The 25,769-nt window shown below is 42.0% G+C and carries 27 protein-coding genes; 18 read left to right on the top strand and 9 right to left on the bottom strand.

What is annotated here, in order from left to right:
• Nucleotides 1-34: 34 nt before the first annotated feature.
• Entirely contained in the window at nucleotides 35-493 is a 459-nt protein-coding gene (locus ACQCT8_RS09205; RefSeq protein WP_426870378.1) for a GNAT family N-acetyltransferase, read from the top strand.
• 72 nt (nucleotides 494-565) lie between these two features.
• On the opposite strand, the gene ACQCT8_RS09200 is transcribed toward ACQCT8_RS09205, so the two are convergent.
• Nucleotides 566-1,066, bottom strand: a complete 501-nt coding sequence (locus ACQCT8_RS09200; protein WP_426870376.1) for a cupin domain-containing protein — start codon at nucleotides 1,064-1,066, stop codon at nucleotides 566-568.
• Nucleotides 1,067-1,836: 770 nt separating this feature from the next.
• Nucleotides 1,837-3,255 carry an NAD-dependent succinate-semialdehyde dehydrogenase gene (locus ACQCT8_RS09195; protein WP_426870374.1) on the bottom strand — a complete coding sequence of 473 codons (1,419 nt, stop codon included), beginning with the start codon at nucleotides 3,253-3,255 and terminating at the stop codon, nucleotides 1,837-1,839.
• 147 nt (nucleotides 3,256-3,402) lie between these two features.
• Between ACQCT8_RS09195 and ACQCT8_RS09190 the strand changes: the two genes are divergently transcribed.
• The 8 genes from ACQCT8_RS09190 (at nucleotide 3,403) to ACQCT8_RS09155 (ending at nucleotide 10,049) form a co-directional block, all read left to right on the top strand.
• On the top strand, nucleotides 3,403-3,783 hold the full coding sequence (locus tag ACQCT8_RS09190) for an FAS1-like dehydratase domain-containing protein (RefSeq protein WP_426870372.1): 381 nt from the start codon (nucleotides 3,403-3,405) through the stop codon (nucleotides 3,781-3,783).
• 80 nt (nucleotides 3,784-3,863) lie between these two features.
• Complete coding sequence (locus ACQCT8_RS09185) at nucleotides 3,864-4,376, top strand: N-acetyltransferase family protein (RefSeq protein WP_426870370.1); 513 nt, start codon at nucleotides 3,864-3,866, stop codon at nucleotides 4,374-4,376.
• A gap of 28 nt (nucleotides 4,377-4,404) precedes the next feature.
• Nucleotides 4,405-5,052, top strand: coding sequence for an MOSC domain-containing protein (locus tag ACQCT8_RS09180; protein WP_426870368.1), 648 nt, complete (start codon nucleotides 4,405-4,407; stop codon nucleotides 5,050-5,052).
• 331 nt (nucleotides 5,053-5,383) lie between these two features.
• Entirely contained in the window at nucleotides 5,384-6,343 is a 960-nt protein-coding gene (locus ACQCT8_RS09175; RefSeq protein WP_426870366.1) for a DMT family transporter, read from the top strand.
• A 99-nt stretch (nucleotides 6,344-6,442) separates the two neighbouring features.
• Complete coding sequence (locus ACQCT8_RS09170; RefSeq protein WP_426870364.1) at nucleotides 6,443-7,228, top strand: alpha/beta hydrolase; 786 nt, start codon at nucleotides 6,443-6,445, stop codon at nucleotides 7,226-7,228.
• A gap of 83 nt (nucleotides 7,229-7,311) precedes the next feature.
• On the top strand, nucleotides 7,312-8,349 hold the full coding sequence (locus ACQCT8_RS09165) for a LytTR family transcriptional regulator DNA-binding domain-containing protein (protein ID WP_426870362.1): 1,038 nt from the start codon (nucleotides 7,312-7,314) through the stop codon (nucleotides 8,347-8,349).
• A 144-nt stretch (nucleotides 8,350-8,493) separates the two neighbouring features.
• A complete protein-coding gene (locus tag ACQCT8_RS09160; RefSeq protein WP_426870360.1) occupies nucleotides 8,494-9,342 on the top strand; it encodes an ATP-binding cassette domain-containing protein in 849 nt (282 codons plus the stop codon).
• Nucleotides 9,339-10,049: an ABC transporter permease gene (locus ACQCT8_RS09155; RefSeq protein ID WP_426870358.1), complete on the top strand. Its 711-nt coding sequence runs from the start codon at nucleotides 9,339-9,341 to the stop codon at nucleotides 10,047-10,049. Before ACQCT8_RS09160 ends, ACQCT8_RS09155 begins: the two co-directional genes overlap by 4 nt.
• A gap of 235 nt (nucleotides 10,050-10,284) precedes the next feature.
• Here ACQCT8_RS09155 and ACQCT8_RS09150 read toward each other — a convergent pair whose 3' ends face one another.
• Nucleotides 10,285-10,758, bottom strand: coding sequence for a hypothetical protein (locus ACQCT8_RS09150; protein ID WP_426870356.1), 474 nt, complete (start codon nucleotides 10,756-10,758; stop codon nucleotides 10,285-10,287).
• Entirely contained in the window at nucleotides 10,748-10,963 is a 216-nt protein-coding gene (locus tag ACQCT8_RS09145) for a helix-turn-helix transcriptional regulator (RefSeq protein ID WP_426870354.1), read from the bottom strand. Before ACQCT8_RS09145 ends, ACQCT8_RS09150 begins: the two co-directional genes overlap by 11 nt.
• A 158-nt stretch (nucleotides 10,964-11,121) precedes the next feature.
• On the opposite strand from ACQCT8_RS09145, the gene ACQCT8_RS09140 reads away from it, so the two are divergent.
• From ACQCT8_RS09140 to ACQCT8_RS09115, 6 genes are all read left to right on the top strand, one after another.
• Nucleotides 11,122-11,886, top strand: a complete 765-nt coding sequence (locus ACQCT8_RS09140) for a MerR family transcriptional regulator (RefSeq protein ID WP_426870352.1) — start codon at nucleotides 11,122-11,124, stop codon at nucleotides 11,884-11,886.
• A gap of 260 nt (nucleotides 11,887-12,146) precedes the next feature.
• Nucleotides 12,147-13,985 (top strand): LTA synthase family protein, encoded by a 1,839-nt coding sequence (locus tag ACQCT8_RS09135; RefSeq protein ID WP_426870350.1) that lies wholly within the window; start codon nucleotides 12,147-12,149, stop codon nucleotides 13,983-13,985.
• Between the two features lie 84 nt (nucleotides 13,986-14,069).
• Nucleotides 14,070-14,927: a DUF1206 domain-containing protein gene (locus tag ACQCT8_RS09130; RefSeq protein WP_426870348.1), complete on the top strand. Its 858-nt coding sequence runs from the start codon at nucleotides 14,070-14,072 to the stop codon at nucleotides 14,925-14,927.
• 257 nt (nucleotides 14,928-15,184) lie between these two features.
• Nucleotides 15,185-15,529: a hypothetical protein gene (locus ACQCT8_RS09125; protein ID WP_426870346.1), complete on the top strand. Its 345-nt coding sequence runs from the start codon at nucleotides 15,185-15,187 to the stop codon at nucleotides 15,527-15,529.
• A gap of 156 nt (nucleotides 15,530-15,685) precedes the next feature.
• Complete coding sequence (locus ACQCT8_RS09120) at nucleotides 15,686-16,369, top strand: Na-translocating system protein MpsC family protein (RefSeq protein WP_426870344.1); 684 nt, start codon at nucleotides 15,686-15,688, stop codon at nucleotides 16,367-16,369.
• 466 nt (nucleotides 16,370-16,835) lie between these two features.
• Nucleotides 16,836-17,594 carry a hypothetical protein gene (locus ACQCT8_RS09115; protein WP_426870342.1) on the top strand — a complete coding sequence of 253 codons (759 nt, stop codon included), beginning with the start codon at nucleotides 16,836-16,838 and terminating at the stop codon, nucleotides 17,592-17,594.
• A 41-nt stretch (nucleotides 17,595-17,635) separates the two neighbouring features.
• Here the strand turns inward: ACQCT8_RS09115 and ACQCT8_RS09110 are convergent, their stop codons facing one another.
• Nucleotides 17,636-18,703, bottom strand: a complete 1,068-nt coding sequence (locus tag ACQCT8_RS09110; protein WP_426870340.1) for a two-component system sensor histidine kinase NtrB — start codon at nucleotides 18,701-18,703, stop codon at nucleotides 17,636-17,638.
• 385 nt (nucleotides 18,704-19,088) lie between these two features.
• Between ACQCT8_RS09110 and ACQCT8_RS09105 the strand changes: the two genes are divergently transcribed.
• The gene (locus ACQCT8_RS09105; RefSeq protein WP_426870337.1) at nucleotides 19,089-20,468 is read left to right on the top strand and encodes a Glu/Leu/Phe/Val family dehydrogenase; all 1,380 of its coding nucleotides are present in this window, start codon (nucleotides 19,089-19,091) and stop codon (nucleotides 20,466-20,468) included.
• A 432-nt stretch (nucleotides 20,469-20,900) separates the two neighbouring features.
• Here ACQCT8_RS09105 and ACQCT8_RS09100 read toward each other — a convergent pair whose 3' ends face one another.
• Nucleotides 20,901-22,160: a S8 family peptidase gene (locus tag ACQCT8_RS09100; protein WP_426870335.1), complete on the bottom strand. Its 1,260-nt coding sequence runs from the start codon at nucleotides 22,158-22,160 to the stop codon at nucleotides 20,901-20,903.
• A 419-nt stretch (nucleotides 22,161-22,579) separates the two neighbouring features.
• On the opposite strand from ACQCT8_RS09100, the gene ACQCT8_RS09095 reads away from it, so the two are divergent.
• Together ACQCT8_RS09095 and ACQCT8_RS09090 are read left to right on the top strand one after the other, a co-directional pair.
• Nucleotides 22,580-23,593: a S66 family peptidase gene (locus ACQCT8_RS09095; RefSeq protein WP_426870333.1), complete on the top strand. Its 1,014-nt coding sequence runs from the start codon at nucleotides 22,580-22,582 to the stop codon at nucleotides 23,591-23,593.
• A 60-nt stretch (nucleotides 23,594-23,653) separates the two neighbouring features.
• Complete coding sequence (locus ACQCT8_RS09090) at nucleotides 23,654-24,145, top strand: DUF1648 domain-containing protein (RefSeq protein ID WP_426870331.1); 492 nt, start codon at nucleotides 23,654-23,656, stop codon at nucleotides 24,143-24,145.
• Between the two features lie 253 nt (nucleotides 24,146-24,398).
• Here the strand turns inward: ACQCT8_RS09090 and ACQCT8_RS09085 are convergent, their stop codons facing one another.
• From ACQCT8_RS09085 to ACQCT8_RS09075, 3 genes are all read right to left on the bottom strand, one after another.
• Nucleotides 24,399-24,848, bottom strand: a complete 450-nt coding sequence (locus ACQCT8_RS09085; RefSeq protein ID WP_426870329.1) for an NUDIX hydrolase — start codon at nucleotides 24,846-24,848, stop codon at nucleotides 24,399-24,401.
• A 278-nt stretch (nucleotides 24,849-25,126) separates the two neighbouring features.
• Nucleotides 25,127-25,315 (bottom strand): hypothetical protein, encoded by a 189-nt coding sequence (locus ACQCT8_RS09080; protein WP_426870327.1) that lies wholly within the window; start codon nucleotides 25,313-25,315, stop codon nucleotides 25,127-25,129.
• Nucleotides 25,316-25,497: 182 nt separating this feature from the next.
• Nucleotides 25,498-25,769: transposase (locus tag ACQCT8_RS09075; protein WP_426870325.1), on the bottom strand; the 272-nt coding region annotated here is incomplete at its 5' end.

Genomic DNA, 25,769 nt, shown 5'->3' with positions numbered 1-25,769 from the left:
TGAATGAGGAATTAGCGGAGAGGGGATGAAAGGTATGGAAATCCATTTAGACGATCTCTCAGGGACAAAAATAAAAGAACTGATCAGAGAGCATCTGTCAGGGATGCTGGAGCATTCTCCGCCGGAAAGCAAGCATGCACTTGGTCTTGAAGAGCTGAAAAAATCGGATATCACGTTTTGGAGTGCGTGGGAAGAAGAGGAACTGCTCGGTTGCGGAGCATTAAAAGAGATTGACGCTCAGCATGGTGAAATTAAATCGATGAGAACGGTAAAAGCCCATTTAAGAAAAGGCGTGGCAAGAAGGCTTCTTGAGCATGCAATAGATGAATCGCGCCGCCGCGGCTATAAGCGTATTAGCCTGGAAACCGGATCAATGGGAGCGTTTGAACCCGCAAGGCAGCTTTATTTACGTTTTGGGTTTACATTTTGTCCGCCGTTCAACGGGTATAAAGAGGATCCTAACAGCTTATTTATGACTAAAGAATTATCATGATGTCCAGTCCTGAATAGTAAAAGCAAAAAAGCCTCCATTATGGAAGGCTTTTTTACATTGGAATAAATCTAACTATTCTTCAGCAGCCAAGGCATCTGCTTTTGTAGTGTGAACCGTTCCAAATGGATGATTAGGCGGAGCGTAAATAGAGTAGAGCTTCAAAGGTGTACTTCCTGTATTAATTAGATTGTGCCAGGTTCCCGCGGGGATAAAAATAGCGGAATCGTCCATCACATTGCTTTGGAATTCAACTGATTGGTTGGTGGTTCCCATTTGAATCACGCCGTTGCCCTGCTCAACACGCAGGAACTGGTCTACGTTTGGGTGCATTTCTAAACCGATGTCTTCTCCTGGGTTAAGACTCATGAGTGTCAGCTGCAAATGATTTCCAGTCCATAAAGCGGAGCGAAAAGCATTATTTTGCAGTGTGGCTTCGTTAATGTTTACAACGTACGGGGCGGGTCCGTAGTCGGGTAATCGGTACCAATGATCTCCAGCGTTGGAGTGGTAAGAATCATATCGGATTGTCTGGTATGGATCATTGTTATAGTAACCATATGGATTATAATACATGCTAATCAGTCCTTTCCCGGCTTTATTAGTATCCTATGCTGAAGTCGGGAAGAGGTACTTAAAATAGGACCGGTCCATTTCCGCTCCGGCCGGAGGCTTTCCGCGTGGCGGGAGGTGAGCCCCTTTGATGCTTTGGCATCTGCCTGGTCTCACCCTTCCCGCTTTTTCACGCTGGAGTCCCGGCCTCCGCTGCAATGAACCTATTCTTTTGTCATTTCACTTGTACTTATAATAGAGAACAGCTGTCTACTGTTTTTTTGCAAGCAATGTATTTTAAAAAGGGAAGAAGACCGGTTCATTTCCGCTGCGTCCGGAGGCTTTCCGCGTGGCGGGAGGTGAGCCCCGTTGATGCTGCCGCATCTGCCGTGTCTCACCCTTCCCGCTGCATCACGCAGGAGTCCCCGGCCTCCGCTGCAATGAACCTATTCTTTGGTGATTTCACCTGTAAACACAATGCTCCACAGCTGCCGATTGCTCTTTACACAAGCAATTATTTTTTGTAAGAGGGAAGGGGACCGGTTCATTTCCGCTCCGGCCGGAGGCTTTCCGCGTGGCGGGAGGTGAGCCCCGTTGATGCTGTCGCATCTGCCTGGTCTCACCCTTCCCGCTGCATCACGCAGGAGTCCCCGGCCTCCGCTGCAATGAACCTATTCTATTGTTACTTTACTTATTAAATACAATGTAGAAAAAGTTTTTCTGCGTAAGCACCAGAATCAAAAAAGCCGCCGTAGATTCCATAGAGATGGAGGATACGGCGGCTTTTCATCTTATTAAAGTCCAAGTGAAATATATTTTGTTTCCAAGTATTCGTCGATGCCTTCGTGTCCGCCTTCGCGGCCGAGTCCGCTTTGCTTGAATCCGCCGAACGGTGCCTGGGCTGCGGATGGGAGTCCGTCGTTTAAGCCGACGATGCCATATTCGAGTGCTTCAGAGATGCGGATGCCGGCTGCAATATTTTCTGTGAATACGTATGCGGCTAGTCCGTAAATCGTGTCGTTTGCCCGTTGAATCACTTCTTCCTCCGATGAAAAAGTGGTGATCGGTGCTAACGGACCAAATGTTTCTTCGTTCATGCAGAGCATATCGTCTGTAACGCCTGATAATACGGTCGGTTCAAAATATAAGCCTTCCCGAACGGATCCGCCAAGCTCTACGTTTGCTCCCTTTTCTTTTGCATCTTTAATATGTTCATTCACTTTATCCACTGCGTCCTGGTTGATTAATGGACCCAGATCCACGCCTTCCTCAAGTCCATTGCCAAGTTTGAGTTTATTTACTTTTTGGGTGAACTTTTCGGTAAATTCTTTTGCGATGGATTCATGAACATAAATGCGGTTGGCACATACGCAGGTTTGACCGGCGTTTCGGAATTTAGTGGCGATTACTCCGTCTGCCGCCTTATCAAGGTCGCTGTCTTCCATGACAATGGCTGGGGCATGACCGCCAAGCTCAAGTGAAAGTTTTTTGACTGTATCAGCAGCGCCCTTCATTAAGGTTTTGCCTACTTCAGTTGAGCCGGTGAATGTGATTTTGCTGACTCTTTTGTCCTGAAGCCATTCTTCGCTGATTTCAGAGGATTTTCCTGTGACAAGATTGATGACGCCCTTTGGTATACCTGCTTGTTCAGCGAGCTGAACGAGCTTGATTGCAGTAAGCGGTGTCGAACTTGCCGGCTTGATGACAACTGTGCAGCCGGAAGCAAGTGCCGGTCCCACTTTACGGGTAATCATCGCAGCAGGAAAGTTCCATGGTGTGATGACAGCCGTAACACCGACGGGCTGTTTGTGTACGAAGATCCGCTTATTTTCCTGGGATGCCGGGATCATTTCTCCGTACACCCGCTTGCCTTCTTCTGCAAACCATTTAATAAAGCTGTTGGCGTAAGCAATTTCTCCCTCCGCTTCCTTCAGCGGTTTTCCTTGTTCGAGCGTCATGATTCTTCCAAGTGCCTGTGTCTCATCATCAATCAGCGCAGCCCATTTTAGCAGCAGTTCACTTCGTTCATACGCTGTCCGCTTAGACCAGGGAAGAAATGCAGCATGAGCGGCATCTACAGCGCTTCTTGCCTCCTGTTTTCCGCCTTGGGGAACGGTGGCAAAGACTTTCTCAGTTGCAGGATTCGTGATTTCAATCACAGGTAAATCCTGTCCTGTTTCTTTTCCGTCAATCAGTAAAGAATATCGATCCACAATTATCCACTCCTAATCTGATTTTCAATACTACTCTAGTACCCTATTTTATTCGTCTAAATCATTTTACCCTTAGTGAATGGATGTTCATTTTTGTGGTACGGTGAGCTATACTGTACGTAAGAGAATAGCAGGAGGGGAACGCATTTGCCGGTGAACAAAGGGGATATATTTACATGGAAGCGTACTTTCACGGAGAAAGAAATCCGGCGATTCGGTGAACTGACAGGTGATATGGGTCAGCATCATACAAAAAAAGATGAGAATGGAAGAGTAATGGTGCATGGCTTGCTGACTGCGAGTATTGGCACAAAAATTGGCGGTGATCTGCATTATATAGCAAGAGAAATGACGAGCAGATTTCTCCGTCCAGTTTTTTCAGGAGATACGATTACGTGTGAACTACTGGTAACCGATGTAATCCCAAAAGAGGGGTTCAGTTTGGTTACTGTAACTTCCGTTTACACAAATCAAAATGGAAAAGAGGTTTTATCTGCATCCAGTGAAGGAATTATACGAGACAAATAGGACCGTTTTAAGCTCAATTTTAAAAAACAAAAAAAGCTGGCAGAAATGTGAGGATTACGCTTTAACGGGAGGTTTTCGTAATGATTCGAAAGGCTGCGCGCGAAGATGCATTAAAAATCAGCAGGGTGAGGGTACAAGGGTGGCAATCGACGTATAAAGGGCTGATTGATCAAAAATTTCTTGATGGAATGTCTGAGAAACGGCTGGCGGAAAAATGGGAAAAAGATTTTGATGATGAAAGGGCCTGTACATGGGTCGCTGAGATCGATAACGAGATTATAGGTTTTGCGATTGCAGGAGAATCAAGAGAATCAGATTTTCCTCATCACCCCTACGAGATTATGGCTATTTATCTATTAAAACCGCATCAAAACCAAGGAATAGGTCAAATGCTCGTTTCAAAGATCATTGAACAACTTGCCTTGACGGGAGACGGGGGAATTTATGTGTGGGCATTTGATGAGAATCCTTATTGTGCGTTTTATCAAAAGCTTGGCGGCACTCCAATGTCTCATCAGGTATTGGAGATAGAAGGCAAAGGCTATAACGAAACGGCTTACGGCTGGGAGAGCCTGCGAGACATACGGCTGTAAACAAATACTGGTTAGTTGGAGGAAATCGATGGAGGGCACAGTTTACCAAGTACATTCCCTAAATGCGGGAAAGACTGAAACACTGACATTCGGCAGCAAAACCTTTGATTCAGCGATACGGAAGCGCCCGGTGAATCGTCGGGTTTGGGTGCATAAATTAGGGATAGAAGAGGATGAGCAGGCCTACAAGGATCATGGCGGCACAGAAAAAGCCATATGCCAGTATCCTTACGAATATTATGGTTATTGGAAGGATCTCCTCGGGTTTTTAGAGACTGAGGCATTGTTTGGAGAAAACTTGTCGACAATCGGCCTGACTGAGGAGAACACGCATATCGGTGATATCTTCGCCCTGGGGGAAGCCCGCCTGCAGGTAACAGAGCCAAGGCAGCCGTGCTATAAGCTTGCAGCAAAATATAATATCCCTGATCTGGTGGCAAGAATGCAGAAGTCAGGCTATACAGGCTTTATGTTCAGGGTGCTCGAAGAGGGATGGGTGTCTCCGGGTGATGAACTGATCCTGATCAGTCAGGACGAAAAACGCGTCACCGTTGCCGAGGTAAACCGGGTGAAATGGAATAAAAAGGCCTCAGCAGAAGAAGTAGAAGAAATCCTTTCTGTTGAAGCCCTGTCAAAAACATTACGAGAGACGTTGAGTAAAAGAAGGAAGATGTAATACCTGCAAAACAGGAGGCTGGGACAAACCTCAAAAAAGTTTACAAAACAAGAAACTATTTATTGGTAGTAGTAGGTGAGCGGAGCGGAAGGTGGCGACTGCAGGATATTACGGCAAGCTGAGACTTTACAGGGCAACGCCCTGAAAAAGCTCAGCGCCGTCTCTGAGAAAGCGTCCGCCTGAAGTGCAGTGAACCGGTCGTAGAGCTTGAGACACTTTTGTCCTAAGCTCTTTTAGTTATGTTTTCTTTTATTCACACAAGGGGAACAAAACATGGTAGGATGTAGAAATTAATTCTATTCGCAAAACGAAAGAAATCAGGTGTGAAGAAATGAAGGCTTCTAATGTATATATATGGCTTACAGGGCTTATGGTGGTGTGGGGCTTGAATGTAGTGGCTTTAAAGATCCTCGTTCAATCCTTTGATCCGATTGCCATGACCTCCATCCGGATTTTAACTGCCGGAAGCGGCGTGCTTTTGATTTTGGCTTTTATGAAAAAATGGAGGATGCCAACGCTTCGGGAATTTGGGGTAATCACGGGAGTAGGGTTGTTTAATGTCGTTGGACATCACTATTTTTTATCAATTGGTCTGACTCTTACATCAGCCGTTAATGCTGGACTCATTCTTGGATTAATACCAATTTTAACTGCCATTGCGGCGATGATTTTCTTAAAGGCTAGGCTTACACCGTTGAAGCTCATTGGTATAATCATTGGCTTTGCAGGTGTGGCGCTCGTTGTGATGGCTGGCAGCCAGGGGGCTTTTCGCGTCGCAGCTGGAGATTTATTTATTTTTATGGCTGGACTGACTCAGGCAATTTCCTTTGTGCTGATTAAAAAGACTTCTACTTCCATGAGCGTGCTGCTTTTGACTGGCTGGATGATGATGACTGGCTCTGTGATCCTGATGGGAATCAGCTTCGCAACAGAACCTGGAGGCTTTGCTTCTCTGCTTCAGGGAGAGGGGTACCAATACGCCCTGTTCTTCGCATCCGCTATTTTCGCTACTTGTTTAGGGCATATGATTTATAATAATGCCATCCGTTTAATAGGACCGAGTGAGTCAGCTGTCTTCACGAATTTGAATTTGCTGTTTTCCATCGCAGGGGCGGCGATCCTTTTAAATGAGGATTTGTATATTGAACAGCTTCTCGGCTTTTTATTTATCGTAGCAGGGGTAGTCTCAGGAAGCGGGGCCATTGATCACTGGATCCGTTCAAGAAAATTAAAGAAGGCAGAGCTGCGTGAAAAAGCGCCCCAAACCGGCAGACATCGTCATTATTCCTAATCAGTTTACAATTTTTTAACTATAACACTAGGACTCTCTTACATTTCCGCTCAAGGTTAAGATAAACTAAGAGTATAGGAAAAAGAAGGGAGTTTTTTTATGGCACTGATTGATTGTAATTTCTTTTCTGAAGCGCTCGGAATCAATACTTCGATGAAGGTAATTCTTCCACAGGAAACGACCAACCAAATAGGGATGACCGGAAAAAAGGCAAAGGGGCTTTATCCAGTGCTGTTTCTTTTACATGGGCTGTCTGACGACGATTCCGCATGGATTCGCAGAACTTCCATTGAGCGGTATGTATCTGAAATGGGAATCGCGGTGGTTATGCCGCAGGTTCACCGCAGCTTCTATACGGATATGGAACATGGTCAGCGGTACTGGACCTTTATAAGCGAAGAGCTTCCAGATGTTGCCCGTTCCTTCTTCCCTCTTTCAGACAGAAGGGAAGATACCTTCACAGCCGGTCTTTCAATGGGCGGATATGGAGCGTTTAAACTGGCACTGAGCCACCCGGACCGATTTTCAGCTGCTGCCAGTCTGTCAGGAGTTATGGATATTGCCGGGTTCAAAAGCCGTTCTGGAAAGCCTTATCATGATTACCACTTAATATTTGGAAACAAACAAATTGCTGAAACATACGAAGATCTTTTCTATTTGCTGGAAAAAAGAAACCAGGAATCCGGGCCGAAACCAATGCTCTTTCAATGCTGCGGTGAGGATGATCACCTATATGAGGAAAACAAACGGTTTAATCATTCCTGCTCGAAAACGTCCTTTGAACATGTCTATACAGAGGACGTTGGGCGGGGGCACGCCTGGGATTACTGGGATGAAAAGATACAGGATGTCTTAAACTGGCTGCCGATAGAAAAAGGGGAGTAAAAAGAATAGTCACCGATCAAAATCAGCTGATGGTTATCAGGCAGATTTTTAGCGGCATCAATCATTTTGGGGTGTAGGGTTAAATGATTAAAATTATAAACGCAGAAAAAAGCAGCAGCGATTCCGTAGTGTTTCCTCCCTTCAGTATGGAGATCCATATTCATGAAGCAGCTGCTATTCATTCAAGTCTGAATGTCCGCAGTGTGTTGATGGATATTTTCTCCGGTGGTATGTCTCTTTCCGGCGGCAGCATAGAAATATCCGGGAACAAGCTTTCTTCTGATTTAAAAAACTGCAAAAGCCGATTATCATGTATGTTTCTTGATGATGGCTTATACGAACGATTGACGGTTACAGAGCAAATTGTATTTTGGAAAAATTTACATTCATCTTCTCGTACATCAGATGAAACTCTTCGTCTCGTTCAGCTTGAGCATCTAAAGAAAAAACGAATCTCCTCCCTTACTTTTTCTGAAAAAAGGCGGGTCCACTTTGCCAGGCTCCTGCTTGAAAATAAGCCGGTGCTCATTTTGGAGGAGCCTGATCAAAATGTGGATCTTGAAACGAGACGAGTGATCAAAAAAGTAACTGAGGCATTAAAAGAGGAAGGCAAAAGCATCCTTCTTTTAACTGGGAATATGGAAAGTGCTTTATTTATGACAGAGCGCGTACACCGTCTGGATGAAAAGGGGCTGCATCAGCTGGATGTTAAACTCGAGGAGGATGGATCCAGTGAAGAAGAAAAACCTGACAGGGAAGACTATTGTGTCAGTCAGCCTGTTCAAATTGAAAAAATTCCGGCAAAGATAAATGAAAAAATCATCCTGTTTAATCCTCCTGAAATTGATTTTGTTGAAAGCAGCGAAGGACAATCCAACTTGAGTGTTCAGGGGGAAGTATATCCATGTACATTTACACTGAATGATCTTGAGAAGCGGCTCGTTCCATTCGGATTTTTCCGTTGCCACCGTTCCTACATCGTCAATTTGCAGAAGGTAAGAGAGGTCGTTACATGGACGCGAAACAGTTACAGTCTGGTCCTCGAGGGGACAGATCGTACGACAATCCCTCTTTCAAAATCAAAAATGGCCGAATTAAAAGAGATGCTTGGTTTAAAATAGAATTCATTCATGGCCGTTTTTGCGCTATTCAACCTATCCTGACATCCTTTCATCATTCTTTTAATGCAGGGTCACCCACACTTTTATAAGATGGAATCAGGAAGTGAAGGACTGAGTCCATCTTATAAAAGCAGGAGGCGTATCATGGAAAACATCATAGAAGTTAAAGGGCTGGCTAAGATTTTCGGTAATGAAACGGCATTAAAGGATATTTCTTTCGAAGTGAAAAAAGGTGAGACATTTGGTTTTTTGGGTCCAAGCGGATCAGGCAAAACAACAACCATTAAAATCCTCACCGCTCAATTAAGAGAAACAGACGGAGAAGCCTATGTCTTTGGGGTGCCGGCAGAACAAGTAAAGCAAAACCATTACCGCCGCAGAATTGGTGTTTTAACCGATAATTCCGGCCTGTACAGCAGATTAAGCATTTGGGACAATTTAAAGCTTTACTGCGATTTATATGATGTGCCAGCAGCGAGAATCGAAGAAGTAATTGAAATGGTGAATTTAAAAGGCGAAGAAAAGAAAAAGGTTTCAGCCCTTTCCAAAGGGATGCTGCAGCGCGTGATCCTTGCCAGGTCTTTTTTGCACAAACCGGAACTTTTGTTTTTGGATGAACCAACTTCTGCTTTGGATCCGGTTAATTCCAGGCATATCTACCGGGGGCTAGAGAAATTAAAAAGTGAAGGAACGACAATCTTTTTAACCACTCATGACATGAATGAAGCAGAATTATTATGTGATCGTGTAGCTTTCCTGAACAATGGCACCATCCAGCTTCTTGAAGAGCCTAAAGTGCTGAAAAAGAAATTTGGCAATGACATGCTGAAGGTTGAATTGACAGACGGAACAGAAGTGATGATTGAAAAAGGTCCAAAAGGGGCTCAGCAATTATTCGAGTATATGAATGTGAATAAAGTAGCTGGGATTCAATCAAATGAACCAACGCTTGGTGATATTTTTATTGAGGTGACAGGGAGGAAGCTTTCATGAATCAATCCATAAAAAGGACAATGGCTATTTTTCAAAAGGACTATAAGGATTTTACGAAAAATTTGTATGTTTCATCTATGGTTTTTCTGCCCCTTTTCCTGGCAGCGTTTTATGGGAGAATGGGTGTACAGAGCCTTGATATGGTTTTTATGGTCTTCAACCTGACACTGACCGTTATCGCAGCATTTACACAATCGGCATTAATTGCAGAAGAAAAAGAGAAAAACACTCTTCGAGGACTCATGCTTTCTCCGGCCGGCACAGGTGAAATCTTAATTGGAAAGAGTCTCGTAAGTTTCCTGATTTCCGCAATTGTTCTCATATTCTCGGCTTTTTTGATCGGTTATCAACCTGAAAATGCTTTACTGATTGGAGCTGCACTGTTTGTTTCCATTCTCTTCTATTTGGGAATTGGCACTCTGCTTGGGCTGATTACGCGATCCGTAATGGAAGCATCTGTTGTTATACTGCCTGTTCTGTTATTTTTCTCATTCAGTTCCTTTGCCGTACAGCTTTCAGACCAGTATCCTATTTTAAAGGCGGCAGAATACCTGCCGAATTCACAGCTTGTAGATCTTGGATACGCCGTTCAAAATGGCGCAGGCTTCGGGGATGGCTGGGCCGCACTGCTAATTATCACGGCATGGACGGTTGGAATATCTGCACTTGTTGTGGCAGTGTATCAAAAGAAAATGGTAGACAAATAATTTATAAAAAAGAGCTTGGGACATGTGTCTCAAGCTTTTTTAGCGGTTCACTGCGCTTCAGACGGACGAAGGGAGCGCTGCAAATTTCTATAGCTCTTGCCCTGCAAAGTCTCAAGCCACCATCATTTCCTGCTGAGATCGCGTCGTGACGATCGTTCATCTGGTCGTCTCAATACCGACTTCTTTCGATTATTTTCCGGGAAATAATCCATTTGCTTAGTCAAATGTCATAAATTCAGCTTTCCTGCCTGCGGATTGTAAAATAATAGCTTAAATACTGCACAAGCGGGATTAGGAGGACAATCCAAATGCTGAGAGAAGGAATAATTCGTTCATATACCGGTTCAAAAGCTAAAATTAGAACGATCAAAGGGACAAGATAAGCTAAGATAATATAAGAGTTTCTGCAGGCTCTAGCTGTAATGGCTCGTTCTCTTTCATCCTGCTCAGAAAATTCAGGCGGCAAAATAAAGGATTTAAATGATTTTTTTTCTTTGGATAGTTTTTTCATATGGACATAGGATAAGGCGCCAAAAAAGCACATTGCAATGAAAGGGAGAATAGGAATTTCTACAGCAAAACCATCTGTTTGATTCCAAATAAAATCCGCAAATGATTCATTGCCTTTGTAAAATGCTGTTGCCAGCCAGCCTAAACATAAAATAGACAACACATTAATAACTGTCATTTTCGTGATATTATTTTTCATTACTTTCTCCTCCCAGCCAAAATAGTTCTTCCATTTTCACTTTAAATACTTCACAAATATTCAGTCCAAGAAGCAGGGAAGGGATATAGTCCTGCTTCTCAATTGCAGCAATCGTCTGCCTCGTCACGTTCACTTTTTCGGCAAGTTCCTCCTGTGTCAGTTTATGAATCGCACGCAATTCCCTCACCCTGTTTTTTATAAGCATATTCTCATCACCTCATGTTAAATAAACTTAACATTTATACTCCTATTGTATAGTTGAGTTAACAAAATGTAAAGTCAGTTTAACATAAATACTTTAATTATTTAGTTGACTCTCACGTAACGGGATACTATATCATGAAATCGAAGGGAGGGCTTTGGATGACATATAAAATAAAAGAAGTAGCTGATCTGGTTGGCATCAGTGTGCGCACACTGCACCATTATGATGAAATAGGACTTCTGATTCCAGATCAACTAAGTCAAACCGGTTATCGCCTGTATTCTGAGGAAAATCTGGAAACACTGCAGCAAATCTTATTTTTTCGTGAACTTGATTTCCCATTGAAAGAAATTAAAGAAATGATGAGCCAGCCTGATTACAATCGTCAGGAAGCGCTGGAGCTTCACAGAAAACTCCTGTTGGAAAAACGAAAACGGCTTGATCAGTTACTTGTTTCCATTGATAAAACCATTCTTCATATGAAAGGAGAGATTAAAATGAGTCAAAAGGAAAAGTTTGAGGGCTTTGATTTCAGCCAAAATCCTTATGAAAAGGAAGCCAGAGAACGCTGGGGAGACGAAAAGGTTGATGAGGCGAAAGAAAAAACAGGCAAACTGACAGCATCGGAACAACAGAATATGCAAAACGAAATGGAAGAGCTTTACCGGCAAATCGCCTCAATCCGCCATGGAGCAGCAGATGGAGAGGAAGCTCAGAAATTAATTCATCAATGGTATCTTTGGTTAAACAAAGTTGGCAATTATTCGCTTGAAGCCTTTAAAGGACTTGGTGAATTGTACACGAACGATGAAAGGTTCACGAAAAATATCGACCAATTTGGCGAGGGGCTATCTGAATTTCTGCGTCAATCAATGGCTGTGTATGCAGACCGCAGAATAAAGAAAGGCCGGGTTGATATGTAAATAGCTGTTCGATTCAAGAGTCTGAGGCCCAATGTAGGTCTTGGGCTTTTACCCATTCACTTTTCTGCTGCGAGAGGATTTCCGCTTAAGCTTTCCCCAGCCTTCATGTGAGGTGTGAAATACTGAATCATTTATTATTTTTATTCATGTATGCCTCCAACCCCCAGCTTGAAGGTTTGTGAAAAAAGAGAATATGCCGCACATAGTTTTTTCATGAATGTGGGAGGGTATTAGTAGGAGCAGGAAGATAGGGGGATTCGATGAAAGAGTTTGGCCGCAAGTATGGAGATTATTTTCTTTATGTAGGCTTTTTACTAATTAAATTATACTTATTCAGTATTGCAACTACTACATATTTTAGTTTTTATATGCTGATTGTCAGTTTAGGCAGTGCTTTTCTGCTGTCTTTTTGGATTTTATCCATTGCTCCCAAAAAACGAAGATGGATGCTTGTCGGTTTCAGTGTGCTGATCAGTTTTTTGATTGTGTCAAATGGCTGGTATTACCGCTATTTCACAGATCTGCTTTCCGTGTCACTGCTGATTCAGCTGCCGCAGATGGATGCAGTGGGTGGAGGGATGCAGGACATTATTCAGTGGTACGATTTTCTGTTTTTCCTGGACGCTCTCATCATCCTCATTTTTCTAATCATCAACCGTAAAAAGACCGTTCCATCTTATAGCAAAAAGTCCAGAATTACAGCTCCTTTAGCCGCACTCGCCGCAGGACTTGTGTTGTTTTTCACACCGCTGCTTCTTACACGAGACGGAGAGCTTATTGAACCAAATCCTATATCAAATTTAAAAAACTACTATCAGACAGGCATGATCGGGTACCACGCTGTAGATATCGTAAATGAAGTAGATGAAGCTTGGTTTGAGGACACAGAGCTTTCTGCTAATGAAAAGGAAGAAATTCGTTCTTTTCAGCAGGAAAAACAGCAATCACAACAGGCAGAAGAAGTGGATGAGCGGCCAAATATCATTGTCGTTCAGCTTGAATCTTTCCAGTCTTCCGTTATTGGCCAGGAAATTGATGGTCAAGAGGTCACACCATATCTAAACGAGTTCAAAGAAGAGTCGATCTATTTTTCAAACTTTTATCATCAAACGCATGAAGGACGCACATCTGATGCTGAATTTATTATCAATACCTCTTTTTACCCTTTAAAGTCGGGATCGGTTTATACGAGATACCCTGACCATTCCTTTGGCTCATTACCTGAAGAGCTGAGTAATGAAGGCTACGAAACGGCAGCCTTTCACGCGTTCAGACCAAATTTTTGGAACCGGGATCAAATGTATGAAAATTTTGGATTTGATGAGTTTTACAGTATTGATGATTTTCCAGATAAAAGAGAGATCGGGCTCACACTGAATGACAAAGACTTCTTTTTAACGGGTGTTGAAAAAATGGCCGGCATGGAAGAACCATTTTACAGTTTTATGGTGGCATTAACGAGTCACACGCCGTATTCATTCCCGGATGACATGAAGACGCTTGATTTTGGTTTATTTGACGAAGAAATTCTCCGTAATTATTATCATAATGTTCATTACGTAGACAGTGCATTTGGGGCAATGAAAGAAAAATTGATTGAAGAAGATTTATGGGACCGTTCAATGATTGTGGTTTACGGAGATCATGACAGCGCATTGTTCAAAGAGGACAGAGAAATGGCGCAATATGAAAACGCAGAGTCCGCTGTTGATTATTTCGAGCTCGGAAGAAAGGTGCCGCTCTTTATTAAACCGCCTTCGAGTGAAGAGGGAAGAATCGTAGAGAAAAGCGGCGGACAAATTGATGTAGCACCAACTATTCTTTCTTTGGCCGGAATTCAGCCGGATTTTATGATGGGGACGTCTCTTCTATCTGAAGAAAAGGGAGTTACAGCCTTCCGGGACGGATCATTTGTTTACGACGGCTATTACTATGAATCAAATCTTTGGAATGAAAGTGGAAATGGCACCTGCTATTCACTTGAGACTGAACAAAAGGTTGAAACCGATCGCTGTGCTGCCATGGTAGAGGAAGCTGAAAAGCAACTGAAACTTTCAGATCTGATCATTAAAAAGAATGGATTAAAGCAAATGGAATAAAAACCTGTTTATTTTTACCAGCAGGTTTTTCTTTCCGCTTAAAAGGGCATCTAATACGTAGATAGAATGAAAGAGGTGAACGATTTGAGCAGTGCAACTACTCAAAAGGCAAAAAACAAAGCTGAAGATGCCGGTGAAGAGGTAAAACCCTGGGTCAGAAGGCTGGGAAGATTCGGTTATATGGCAAAAGGATCTGTTTATGGAGTAATTGGTATTTTAGCATTTATGGCGGCGATCGGAGCAGGCGGTGAAGCAACAGACACGAGCGGAGCGCTTCAATCACTTGCTGGAGTGGCATTTGGTGAAGTTCTGCTGTGGATTATAGGTATTGGTCTTATTGGATATATTATATGGGAATTTGTGCGTGCGATCATGGACCCTGAACATAAAGGAAAGGATCCAAAAGGGATCGTTACGAGAATCGGGTATTTTGTCAGCGGAATTATTTATGGAAGTCTTGCTTTCAGTGCCATTAGAATTGCCATGAATGCCGGCGGCGGGGGCGGAAATTCAGAGCAGACGATCTCTGCCAGACTGCTTCAGCAGCCTTTTGGCCAATGGGTTATTGGATTAATCGGTGTCATTATTATTGGCTATGCAGTATACGAATTTTATAATGGATGGAAAGAGCGGTTTATGAGTAAGTTTATTTTAAAGGATATGAACCAGCATGAGAAAAAAATAGCAAGAAACTCAGGGAAACTTGGGTTAATCGCCAGAGGAATTGTCCTGGCTATGGTTGGTTTTTTCTTTATTCAAACTGCTTATACTGCCGACCCGGATCAGTCAAAAGGACTGGATGGAGCACTTTCTGAGCTTGCACAGCAGCCTTATGGAATGATTCTACTCGGAATCGTTGCAGTTGGATTAATTTTATACGGTATTTATGAAATTATCCGAGGAAGATATGCGAGAATGAACTTTGGCAAAAACGAGTCTTGATAGGGTTTTTAGCAGCCTTCACTCTATAAATCCGGTTGTAAGTTAAGATCAGATGAGAGCATATTCATGCCCATGTTTACTGTTTTCTTATACCGGGAATAAGAAAAGAATTTGGTAAGTTTCTTTACTCTATTGCACCATTCTAGTAAAATAAAGGGGCAGGAAAACAGTAGTGTTTCCGATGTATGTAAAAATGCAGCTGCCTTATCTTATTTACAAACCAAAATATAATTATTTTATATAGCACAGTAGGTAGAATGAGCTGGACAATAGAGCTGGACATAAGCCGAAAAGAACCGCTAATGGTTCTTTTCGGCTTTTTTTATTTTCTAAATTTATACATATATGATCGATGTCTGTGCAAATTAAAAGAAGTGTATAAAGCAGATGCAATCGTAGTTAAAAGCGATAAGGATGTGGCAGTCGTGAATTATTTAATTGACCACGAAACTAAATCAATTCACCGGACATCATATGCAGGAACAGGGTGTGAATTCAATGCAAGTTCGCTAGATTACCGCGAATTCACCTACAGCTACGCTTATGTGGAGCAGCTTATAGAAGAAAATTACTATAGCCTCTGTAATTATTGCGAAAAGTAACTGTATATTTTTTATATGTTCTGAAGAAGCAAAAAGAGAGCAGGATGAAAATAATCAGGGAGTTTTCCCAGTTTCAAGACATTTCTTTTTTTCATTATTATCTGTACTATATAGATTAGCTAGCAGCTATTGTCTTTGTACGAGAGGAGACTTTATTTGAAGATAGAAGCAGAAACGTATTCAGAGATGGTAAGGTATGTGGGGAAACTTTTAAGAGACCATTTTGGAAAAGGACCAACATCTATTTATATAACATACAAGCATCCTTTTATCACGATTCATTTGAGGGATTTTATGGCCCCTATGGAACGTGTACTGATTGAACGAAATGAAATTAACCGTGTGGAGGAAACACGGGATTTAATCATGGAAAATATATTGCCGATTATGAAGGCATCCTTAAATAAAATGATACCTGTTGAAATCGACAAGCTTTATTTTAATTGGTCTCTTGAAGACCAGGCAGGCATGATCCTTGGCGTAATGGGAAGCGGAGACGAATCCTCGGTGCCATGGCCGGACGAGGTTGATAAAGAAGCTTTCCGGCAGGAGGTCAATCTGCTTACGAAAAAAGGTCAGAAGACTCCCGAAAAAACTGAATTGTACTGGTTAAGCGATCGGACAATCGTAGCCAAAAGGCAAGGAATATTAGTCCGTATAGAGAAAGAATTAATCTCAAACGGCTATGCTGAAGAATTAGTTTTAACGAAACGCCCCATGGAAAAACAACTGGTGCGTGAAGCGCGTCTCGAAGAAATCATGAAAAAGAAAATACAGGAAATCTTTGTGGATTGGGATTTCGATGAGGACATAGGCTATATTGTTTTAGTAACCGAGTAAATAATACTTTAAACTTTATGTAAGATAAAAGAGGTTAGGACAAAACTCATAAAAGTTTAACAAATGAGGATGTATGTATCAATAGTATGAGGAGAGCGGAGCGGAAGGTGTCGACTCCAGCAGGATTTGACGGCAAGCTGAAGACTTTGTGCAGGGCAAGGCCCGAAAAGGCTCACCTCCGTCCCTGCGGAAGCGTAAGCCTGAAGCGCAGCGAACTGAACCGATCGAAAAGCTTGAGACACTTATGTCCCAGGCTCTTTTTTGTTCGATTACCATAGACCAAATCACCTGCTGTCACTCATGCACAAACCGGTTCTTTCTACTCTTTTTTAAAAAGACACAGCCACTTTATTGCTATGAAATGGTGGATCTTTTAAAATAGAAGATATTGGATAACGAGTGTTTATCAAAACGATCTGCACGACTTTTTGCTTTATCCATCATACTGAATATGAGGGGTGACAAGGTGAATTCAGCCATTTGCTTATCACACGAAGAACTAACTGCTGCATTAGACCAACGCGGCTATGACTGTATTGCTCAGGATACACGCTCATTCTTTAATCTCACCTCACAGGAAGACATGGAGTTTTTTGCAGGAAAAGAAAATAGTAATCTTGTAAAATCAGCTGGTTTCTCAACTGAACTTGAAACCATTCTGTCCACTCTTAAAAAATCTCAGAAAAAGATTAGATGGATTCAGGAGAATGGTGTACGGTTTATTCATTTTATTGATGGAATGAACATGCTGATTCAGGAAGTGGAAAATGGAGAACATAGATTTTCCTATTGTTCTCATGGTGAGAGTCTTCGTTCAGCTTTACACGGATGGTATGAGTTTAAAGGCAGAAAACTTATGAACGAAATGGAGTTCCTGACTATTGAGTTAACTACTGACAGTTTTGATGAACTGCATCAGATGAGTCCTGACTATGTGGAAGAGGTAATGAAGGACCGCAGCACGCCCCCTGCCTTTCGTCAGTTTCTTTACGACTTTACTTTAAACAGGAAAGAGCTCGATAATTTCTCTTTTCTTTTTGCAAGTGAAGGAAAAACGAAACTGGAGCAAGTCGTGTTTTTTCTGCCAAGTGAAGAGTGCGTTTGGTTTATTGACTATAAAAAAGTAGAAAATGATCAAATTCTTATTACACCGTTTTATATCCACGAGTTTTTAATCCAGCTGGAAGAAAAAATGCGTGTTTTTGCAGTAAAGCAAGGGATATAAAAAAATACACACGCCCATCTTTTAGGACGTGTGTATGACCATTACGAAACGCTGTGTTTAGTAGGAAGCTGGATATGAAAAGTAGTACCGCAATTTTCATGGCTGTGCACAGTAAGAGTTCCGCCGTGATCAATGATAGTAGTAAAAACCTGTGTCAGACCCAGCCCAGTGCCCTGTGACTTGCTTGTATAAAAAGGGGTGCCAAGCAGTTTTATTTTATCCTTTGGAATCCCCACGCCTGTATCGTGCATCTTCACATGTACGGTTCCTTGGTGAACATAGTGTTCAATGGTAATTTTGCCGCTTCCTTCAATAGCTTCAATCGCGTTTTTAAACAGGTTAAAAAAAGCTTTTAGGAATAGATTTCTTTTTCCAAGTATAAATACGCATGTATCTTTTAAATGAAGCTCCACTTTAATATCATAAAAGCGATCCTGGAAAAGAAGCAGCAGGGCGTCAAGCTCTTTACATAAGTAAATAGGAACGATTTCTTCTTCATAAAGGTCCGGCTTTGAAACATGTAAAAGATTTGTCAGGGTGTTGATTGCAATATTGAGTTCGCTTTTCATTGTTGTTAAGTAGGCATGAGGATGGGATTCTTCAAGCAGCTGAAGAAATCCCTTAACGGCTGTAAGCGGATTTTTCACTTCATGAGCAATTCCGGCTGCAATTTGTCCGACTGAAGCAAGTTTGTCCTGATCCTTCATCCACCGTTCCGCTTCTTTTCTTTTCGTAATATCTCGAAATACACTTTGAACAGCCTTCTGATTTCCATACATCACCGGATTACAGTGAAACTCTATGTCTATCTTAGACCCGTCAAATCGGGTGATGGTTTCTTCTGTTTTTCCGGGCTTCTGTGTGCCATCCATCGTTTCTTCGATTCTGGTTTGAATTAATTTCTGCGTTCCTTCTTCAAATAACTCCAGCACACATGCTCCATGTGCAGCTTCCTTTGAACATCTTAAGAAACGCGAACATGCTTCATTTAGATAAAGCACTTTGAAATTGGTATGTATCATAATGTTTTCAATGGAATACTCCAAAATTTCTCTGTACATTTCCTGTTGACTCTTGGCAGCGTCAGTCTTATTAAATGTCTTTTCCATTTTCTATCCCCTTATTTGAAAGGTTTAAGGTCTTAATATTACCAGATTAGTAAATTCAAACGATGAACAAACGCTTGCATGACTTAACTCCCGTTTCTAAAAGGACACGGTTTAAGGAAGTCATAGAAGTTATAACAGGGGATGAGTGCGGCTGCTTATAAAGCTTTTTATGCATACTAAGAGATTGAATTTGGGTTCTCGACTAATCTTTTTCATATTTTATAACATTATTTAGCAATTATAAATATATTTATTTTATTTTATTTTTATATCGAAATAAAAGGGGAGGATAGTAGGGTAAAGAAGCAGTGCTCCTAATCATTTTTGAAAGCGCTTATCTTATGATACACTTTATTCAGAATAAAAAGAAAAAGGTGGGGGCAGCATGCAGGAACAAACAAGATCAATCGTTCAGCTTTCGTTAGACGCTTTAATGCAGGATTCAACGTTTATCTCTGATTTGGAAGGGGAAACGCGGCAAAAAGCATTTACTTCTTTAGCAGCGATACTTTCCACACCAAACAAAATACATAAATCTTTTTTGCGGATTCCGCTTGAGGACGGGCAGGTCGTCAGGATTCCTGCTTTTCGCGTTCATCATAATGATGCATTGGGACCTTATAAGGGAGGAATTCGATTTCATGAGTCAGTGAATGAAGAAGAAGTTGTTAATTTAGCTTTTTTGATGACGTTGAAAAATGCCCTTCATGGCGTCCCTTTTGGCGGAGGAAAAGGCGGAATTGTACTTAATCCAAGAGCAAGAACGACAAAGGAATTAAATCTTATTTCCAAAAAATATGTTCAGTATTTTGCGGACGTTATAGGCCCGGATAAGGATATTCCTGCACCGGATGTAGGGTCTGGCGAACGGGAAATGGACTGGATGATGGCGGAATATAAAAGTATAAAACCGGGACTTCCGTACAGAGGAAGTTTTACAGGGAAAAGCGTTTTAAACGGAGGATCCCTGGGAAGAAGAGAAGCGACTGGAAAAGGGGTCTATTTTACCTACCGCTATTTGATGCATGATTACATTAACAAAAACAGAGAAAATTTAGCTTCTTTAAACAATCCTTTTGCCAAGACCGCTTTACAGGCTTCTAATCGGCCATTAAAAATCGCTGTGCAAGGGTTCGGTAACGTCGGGTCTGTAACAGCTCTCGAGGCGTTTCAATGTCCGATGCTCCCGAATAAAGTGGTAGCTGTAAGTGACCGTAATATAACCTTGTTCAATGAAGATGGCCTGGATATCCCTTCACTAATTGAGTTCTCAGCTAAAAATAAGGGAGAGCTCCCATCTTCAAGGCATGCATTAACAGAAAGCGGTGTGAAGGCTGAATTGTTTGATCGCGATGAGGTTTTAACACTTGATGTAGATGTTCTGATGCTCGCTGCTCTGGAAGACCAGGTACACAGTGGAAATATGGAAAAGATAAAAGCTTCTATTCTGGTAGAAGGTGCAAATGCCCCTGTTACCGCAGAGGCAGATGACTATTTAAATCAAAAAGGAACTATTATTATTCCGGATATCCTGGCTAATGCTGGAGGAGTAATCGTTTCATATTTTGAATGGCTGCAGGGAAGGGAAACGCAATTTTACAGTGAGGATGAAATCTTTATTAAGCTGTTTAATAAAATGCAGCATACGATGGATACAATACTGCCTCAGTACTTTGGAGACCCGCATTCGCTTAGGCAAAACTGCTATATTCATTCGGTTATGAAGTTATCAACCATATTGTATAAGCAGGGAAAGCTTTACTAAAACAATAAGGCCGTCCTCTTTCAAGCACTGCTTGAGAGAGAACGGCCTTCTATTTATAGGGAGGGGGAGTTGCTTTGAAAAAGTATTCACTGCTTTGACCTTGGCGGGCTCGTGTACTTTGCTTATAAAATGTTTTACTGCTGCAAGTTCGGCAGGTACTTGCGATCGTACATATTTGATTCTATTTTTGCCATTTGGCGCCATTTCCCTCGAGGTGTTAATTCACCCTGACTAGTTGGCAAGGGGGCGCCAACTTGTCAGTGCGTCTTAAACTTGTCGGGGCTGGACGAGCGCCTTCAGCATCCTTTGGCTAGTCGAGCTTCAGCGGGCAGGGTCTCGAGGTCATAAGCCACCCTGCCCAATAGGCAAAAAGCGCCTATTTGTACAGGTCGTCTTATGCTTGTCGCCCCTGAACGCCCGCTTCAGCATCCTTTAGTTCACTCTTGCGAATCCGAATCCTGATGCGTAGTCGTCGCCTGTTGCGGCTCCGTAGCCGCCTTTGATGTCAACTGATTTTGCGCGGTTTTGCAGGTTGGTGCGCAGTTGGGTATTGGACCAGCCCGGGTTTTGTGCCCAAATTTTTGCTGCAAGTCCTGCTACGTGAGGTGTAGCCATGGATGTTCCGCTGATTGTATTGTAGCCTCCGTTATTCCAGGTAGAGTAGATGGCTGCTCCTGGTGCAGAGATTTCAATATCGCCTTGCTGGATGACATAGTCACCGTCTGTTGAAGCGTAGCCCCGTGAGGAGAAGTTGGCCACACGGTAGGTTCCGTTTTCCTGTCTGTTTTCAAGCGCAGCAACTGCAATCGCCTGTGGAAGTGCGCCTGGATAGCCGATTGTTCCTTGGGAGTAGCCGGAGTTTCCTGCAGCCGCTACAACTAATACGCCTCTGCTGTATGCGTAGCTCACGGCGCTTGAGATTAAACTATCATTGCCTGCTGAGCCTAGAGACATATTGATTACGGTTTTCGTGCCTGTGCTTGATGCCTGGTCAGCAGCATGGCGGATGGCTGCTGCAATATCATCTGAGTAGCCTGATCCGTTATCACCTAGTACTTTATAAGCCCAAAGGTCCGAATCCGGTGCAACGCCATATATGCCGGCTTTATCGCTTCCGCCGTCAGCCAGTGCTGACCCTGCAACATGCGTCCCGTGGCCATTTGCATCATTACAGGTTCCATTTGTAATCGGAGTAGATCGTGTAAAGTCTTTGCATTGCTCTACTGTATTTGTTAAATCGTAGTGATTCACGTTTACTCCTGTATCCAGCACAGCGATATTGATCTCTTGTCCTCCTGTAGTAGAGGTTTGGTTCGTGTTGTTATAGATGGCTTTAATTCCCCATGGCGTTTGCTGAGAAGGGTATTCAGCTGCATTCACTTCACTATTTGATGCTCGGACAGCTGTGTCTACTGAGACTTTCTGGACGCGTGTCAATTTTACGTTTTTGTTTTTTTGCAGTGCATTGAATTGCTTTTCATTCATTTCAGTTGAAAAGCCATTCTCAGTTAATTCCCAGCGTGCTTTATGCTGACTCTTTACAGTGTTCTTGGCTGATTTGCTCACTGCCTCGACATAGACTCGAAATTTCTCGCTGCTGCCCGGCGCAGCTTCTGCATCAGATGAATACGCTGGAAATACTAGACTGGCAGTTAACAAGACACTCATGAAAAGCTTGTTGGATCTTTTCAAATGGTTCACTCCTCTTTTTCTTTTGATATTTTTGTTCCTGAGACTATCCTATCAGAGCCTTCTCTACTTGTTTATTGGGAAAAATAAGCCGTATAAGGTCAAGGAAAATGTGAGTCGGAGAGCCAAGTATAAATTTATTTGATTTTAAAAGAATTTAAAACAGGATAGAAGGAACAGGACTTTTCGGCTGTTTTTCATACCAAAAACTCAGATAGATAGATTTTCATTACTTGGGAAATTTCAAAGAATTTATCAATATTTAAAGAAAAATTTATTGTAATATTTAGAATTTTAATAGAATTTTCTTATTATGACCTGCTTAATTACCTTAAATTACTAATTCTCTTCATTTAAAGGAATGAATAAGATAGACTAAAATCAGAGGCATATACATATAGAAAAGAAATGGAGGGTTTAAAATGATTTATTACCCATTGCTGTCAAAAGGAGAAACGATTGGAATAACCGCTCCGTCTTCCGGTGCTCCAGAACAACTGCATCCAGTCGTAAGAGAGGCAGAGGAAAGAATGAAGAAAAGAGGCTTCCATACGGTAATTGGACATACAGTCTGGTCTCAGAATAAAGCAGCCTCGGCATCTCCAAAGCTGCGGGCAAAAGAGTTTAATAGCATGATGAAAGAGCAGTCCATTCATCATATCGTTCCTGTTTGGGGTGGGGAGCTCTTAATTGAAATGCTGGAATACACAGATTTTAAAAAACTCGATAAAAAATGGATTATGGGATACTCAGATACGAGTGTATTGCTTCTCGCGATCACACTAAAAACTGGTCTTGCTACGGCTCACGGACCAAATTTTGTGGATGTTCGTGGAGAATTAATGGATGAAACGACAGCAAAGTGGATGGAAGTACTCTCGGCGAGGGAAGGAGAATCGGTTGTTCAATCTGCTTCTTCCTGCTATCAAAAGGAATGGGATCACGCTAATCCAACTTCCTGCATTTTTCATTTGACTGAGAAAACAGAGTGGAAAACGATCTCAGGAAAAGAGGAAGCATTTTCAGGCAGATTGCTAGGAGGCTGCTTAGATGTTATTCGCCATCTTGCAGGAACACCTTATGGAAATGTTAAGGAATTTAGAGAACAGTTCACATTGGACGAGCCTGTGGTATGGTATTTTGAAAATGACCAAATGAATGCAACAGAGCTGAGAAGAACGCTTGTACAGCTGAAGCTCGCAGGGTGGTTTACTGAATGCGCGGGTATATTGTTTGGCCGAAGTTCAGCCAATGAACCTGTGGATCATTATACTGTGGAAGATGTTTATTCGGTGCTTGCAGAAGAATTAAACATCCCCATTGTATATGATATAGACTGCGGTCATCAGCCTCCTCAAATGACGTTTGTTAACGGTGCATTTGCTGAAATAACAGCCTCTAATGGATGGGGTAAAGTAGAACAGTTCTTTACATAAGGGTTGAAACTTTCCTCCCTTGAAAACGTATAAAGTATAAAGAAGTCAAGGGGGGAAGTTATGGATAAGCGGCCTGTATTGAACTTACCGAAAACATCTTTGGAAAAAGGGCTCAACGTGGCAGCACTTCTGGTTTTTACAGCATTATTAATCTACCTTTTCGTTTACGCTTCCTCATTGCCGGATCAGATTCCAACCCATTTTAATGCAGCGGGAGAGCCAGATGACTGGTCTTCAACTGGTTTTATTTTGCTGCTGCCGTTGATTGGAGTGATTCTGTGGGTGGGATTAACAATATTAGAGCGTTATCCACATGTGTATAACTATCTTCGATTGACTGAAAATAATGTGGAATATCAATATCGAAATGCAAGAATGATGATCAACATAATAAAGAATCTTATTTTAATCTTCTTCAGTTACTTAACTTGGCAATCCGTGGAGGTGGGGTTACAACAATCAGATGGAATTGGAGAAGGCTTTGTGTATGTGTTTAACGGATTACTATTTGGTACAGTCCTGATTTTTGTGATTAGATCACTCACGAAATGATGGAAGCATTATCCGATAAAAACTGAGGGGAGCCTGGGAATGTGTCTCAGGCTTTTTGACTGGTCAAACGGACAGGAATTATTGTGGATAACTGTACATGTTTTTAATTTGGTTCAATAAAAAACGATAATACTTCTTTTCATGGGGAACAAAGTCTTTTATATTCACATATTTATCCACATTGTACCGGCCGTGTTGATCCTCTTCAAATCCATTCGTCCAGATTCCTTCTTTTTTTCCTTCTATTAATTCTTCAAGCCTTTAGTTCAACGTGAAAAAGTCCCTTTACTTCACTGGCTTGAAGAGTAAACTCTATTTCTTGTGTTATCCCAAAAGAAAAGACCCTGCAAATTTCCGCGTCTGTTTCCAGCCCATTCTTTAATTTTTCCTTTACAGTGCCAAGCGGTTGAAGAAGGGTGAAGGGAAGCTTGACACCCAGCTCTTCCTCAAGCTCTCTTACACCATCTTCAACAGATTCAGATGCTAAAAGATGGCCTGCTGCTGTAACATCGAGAAGTGAAGGAAAATCCTTTTTTTCGGGACTTCGAAGCTGAAAATACAGGTAAATTCGGTTTCCGGATTTTCTGACAAACCAGCAATGAAACGTTTCATGCCAGGCTCCATTTGCATGTACCTGATTTCTGGGTAAAGCTCCGATTTTCTGTTCTTTTTCGTTAAATATGGACAATTGCTCTTCTTCCACAGGAAAAACCTCCAACGTTTATAGGTAGGAAACATAACCAGTATATCAAATGAAGGATATATTCTTATTCCATTAAACCAGCTGTTTGGCGGCTCCTATTCAGATGCATTTTCTTCGGAAAAATCCAGGACAAAAAGAAATAAAATGGAGTTTTTGATGTAAGAAGGAAGGGAAGAAGGGCAGGGAGACAGGGGTGAAATTCTCGCCGAATGGGTTGTGCGACCTGGCAGGGGCCGCTCAGATCCTTTTATTGTTGACGGATTTGAAGTAAGCTTTTTCTATGTGCTGCTTAAAGTAATGAGCAGAAGAATAAATAAAATCCGTATCAGCCTGTTATCTGTAACGGTTTTTAAAAGAAGTAAAAGCACAATTCCTGTTAGTGGATCATCATCCACCAGAAGAATAACGAGAATATCGAGGAGAGCGAGCGCCGAGTCAACAGGATCGGCAATATAATGATTATTCACTTAAACCAACCCTTCCATGCTTTTTATTACTATATTGTCATAGGGGTTGAAGGGTGTTTCACGCTTATACATTATTAAAGAGGCTGGGACATAACTAGCTAAAACTCATAACTCAAAAGGCATCGCACATCATTTTTGATGTGCGATGCCTTTTTCTTCTGTTATTTTGTTTTGCTGCTAGGTCATTTTGCACTTATGGCGGCGAATTTTCTTAAATTCACCGCCATAAGCGCAAACCCCAACTCGTTTTTCACCCGATCTTTTCTACGGACAGATAATCGGGTGAAACCTAAATTAGCCTTCAGAAATCCAAAAACTGGTTCTACGTCAATCTTCCGTCTTCCGTAGATTTTCCCTGTTTTTTCTTCTGAAAGCAATGTTCTGATTTGTTCTTTTTGTTGTTCCCATTTTGGGTTCATAAAGATTTTTCGATTGTTTCCTTCTTTTGCTTTGG

The organism is Jeotgalibacillus proteolyticus (genome assembly GCF_050107735.1).
Taxonomy (GTDB): domain Bacteria; phylum Bacillota; class Bacilli; order Bacillales; family Jeotgalibacillaceae; genus Jeotgalibacillus; species Jeotgalibacillus proteolyticus_A.
The sequence above is the reverse complement of the archived record's forward strand: the minus strand, read 5'-3'. Positions and strand labels throughout refer to the sequence as shown.

What these genes read in the sequence shown, in the direction of transcription:
- ACQCT8_RS09205 (WP_426870378.1), top strand. Translation starts at nt 35, where the DNA reads ATGGAAATCCATTTAGACGATCTCTCAGGGACAAAAATAAAAGAACTG.
- ACQCT8_RS09200 (WP_426870376.1), bottom strand. Translation starts at nt 1,066, where the DNA reads ATGTATTATAATCCATATGGTTACTATAACAATGATCCATACCAGACA.
- ACQCT8_RS09185 (WP_426870370.1), top strand. Translation starts at nt 3,864, where the DNA reads ATGATTCGAAAGGCTGCGCGCGAAGATGCATTAAAAATCAGCAGGGTG.
- ACQCT8_RS09180 (WP_426870368.1), top strand. Translation starts at nt 4,405, where the DNA reads ATGGAGGGCACAGTTTACCAAGTACATTCCCTAAATGCGGGAAAGACT.
- ACQCT8_RS09175 (WP_426870366.1), top strand. Translation starts at nt 5,384, where the DNA reads ATGAAGGCTTCTAATGTATATATATGGCTTACAGGGCTTATGGTGGTG.
- ACQCT8_RS09170 (WP_426870364.1), top strand. Translation starts at nt 6,443, where the DNA reads ATGGCACTGATTGATTGTAATTTCTTTTCTGAAGCGCTCGGAATCAAT.
- ACQCT8_RS09165 (WP_426870362.1), top strand. Translation starts at nt 7,312, where the DNA reads ATGATTAAAATTATAAACGCAGAAAAAAGCAGCAGCGATTCCGTAGTG.
- ACQCT8_RS09160 (WP_426870360.1), top strand. Translation starts at nt 8,494, where the DNA reads ATGGAAAACATCATAGAAGTTAAAGGGCTGGCTAAGATTTTCGGTAAT.
- ACQCT8_RS09155 (WP_426870358.1), top strand. Translation starts at nt 9,339, where the DNA reads ATGAATCAATCCATAAAAAGGACAATGGCTATTTTTCAAAAGGACTAT.
- ACQCT8_RS09150 (WP_426870356.1), bottom strand. Translation starts at nt 10,758, where the DNA reads ATGAAAAATAATATCACGAAAATGACAGTTATTAATGTGTTGTCTATT.
- ACQCT8_RS09145 (WP_426870354.1), bottom strand. Translation starts at nt 10,963, where the DNA reads ATGCTTATAAAAAACAGGGTGAGGGAATTGCGTGCGATTCATAAACTG.
- ACQCT8_RS09140 (WP_426870352.1), top strand. Translation starts at nt 11,122, where the DNA reads ATGACATATAAAATAAAAGAAGTAGCTGATCTGGTTGGCATCAGTGTG.
- ACQCT8_RS09135 (WP_426870350.1), top strand. Translation starts at nt 12,147, where the DNA reads ATGAAAGAGTTTGGCCGCAAGTATGGAGATTATTTTCTTTATGTAGGC.
- ACQCT8_RS09125 (WP_426870346.1), top strand. Translation starts at nt 15,185, where the DNA reads ATGAGCTGGACAATAGAGCTGGACATAAGCCGAAAAGAACCGCTAATG.
- ACQCT8_RS09110 (WP_426870340.1), bottom strand. Translation starts at nt 18,703, where the DNA reads ATGGAAAAGACATTTAATAAGACTGACGCTGCCAAGAGTCAACAGGAA.
- ACQCT8_RS09105 (WP_426870337.1), top strand. Translation starts at nt 19,089, where the DNA reads ATGCAGGAACAAACAAGATCAATCGTTCAGCTTTCGTTAGACGCTTTA.
- ACQCT8_RS09095 (WP_426870333.1), top strand. Translation starts at nt 22,580, where the DNA reads ATGATTTATTACCCATTGCTGTCAAAAGGAGAAACGATTGGAATAACC.
- ACQCT8_RS09090 (WP_426870331.1), top strand. Translation starts at nt 23,654, where the DNA reads ATGGATAAGCGGCCTGTATTGAACTTACCGAAAACATCTTTGGAAAAA.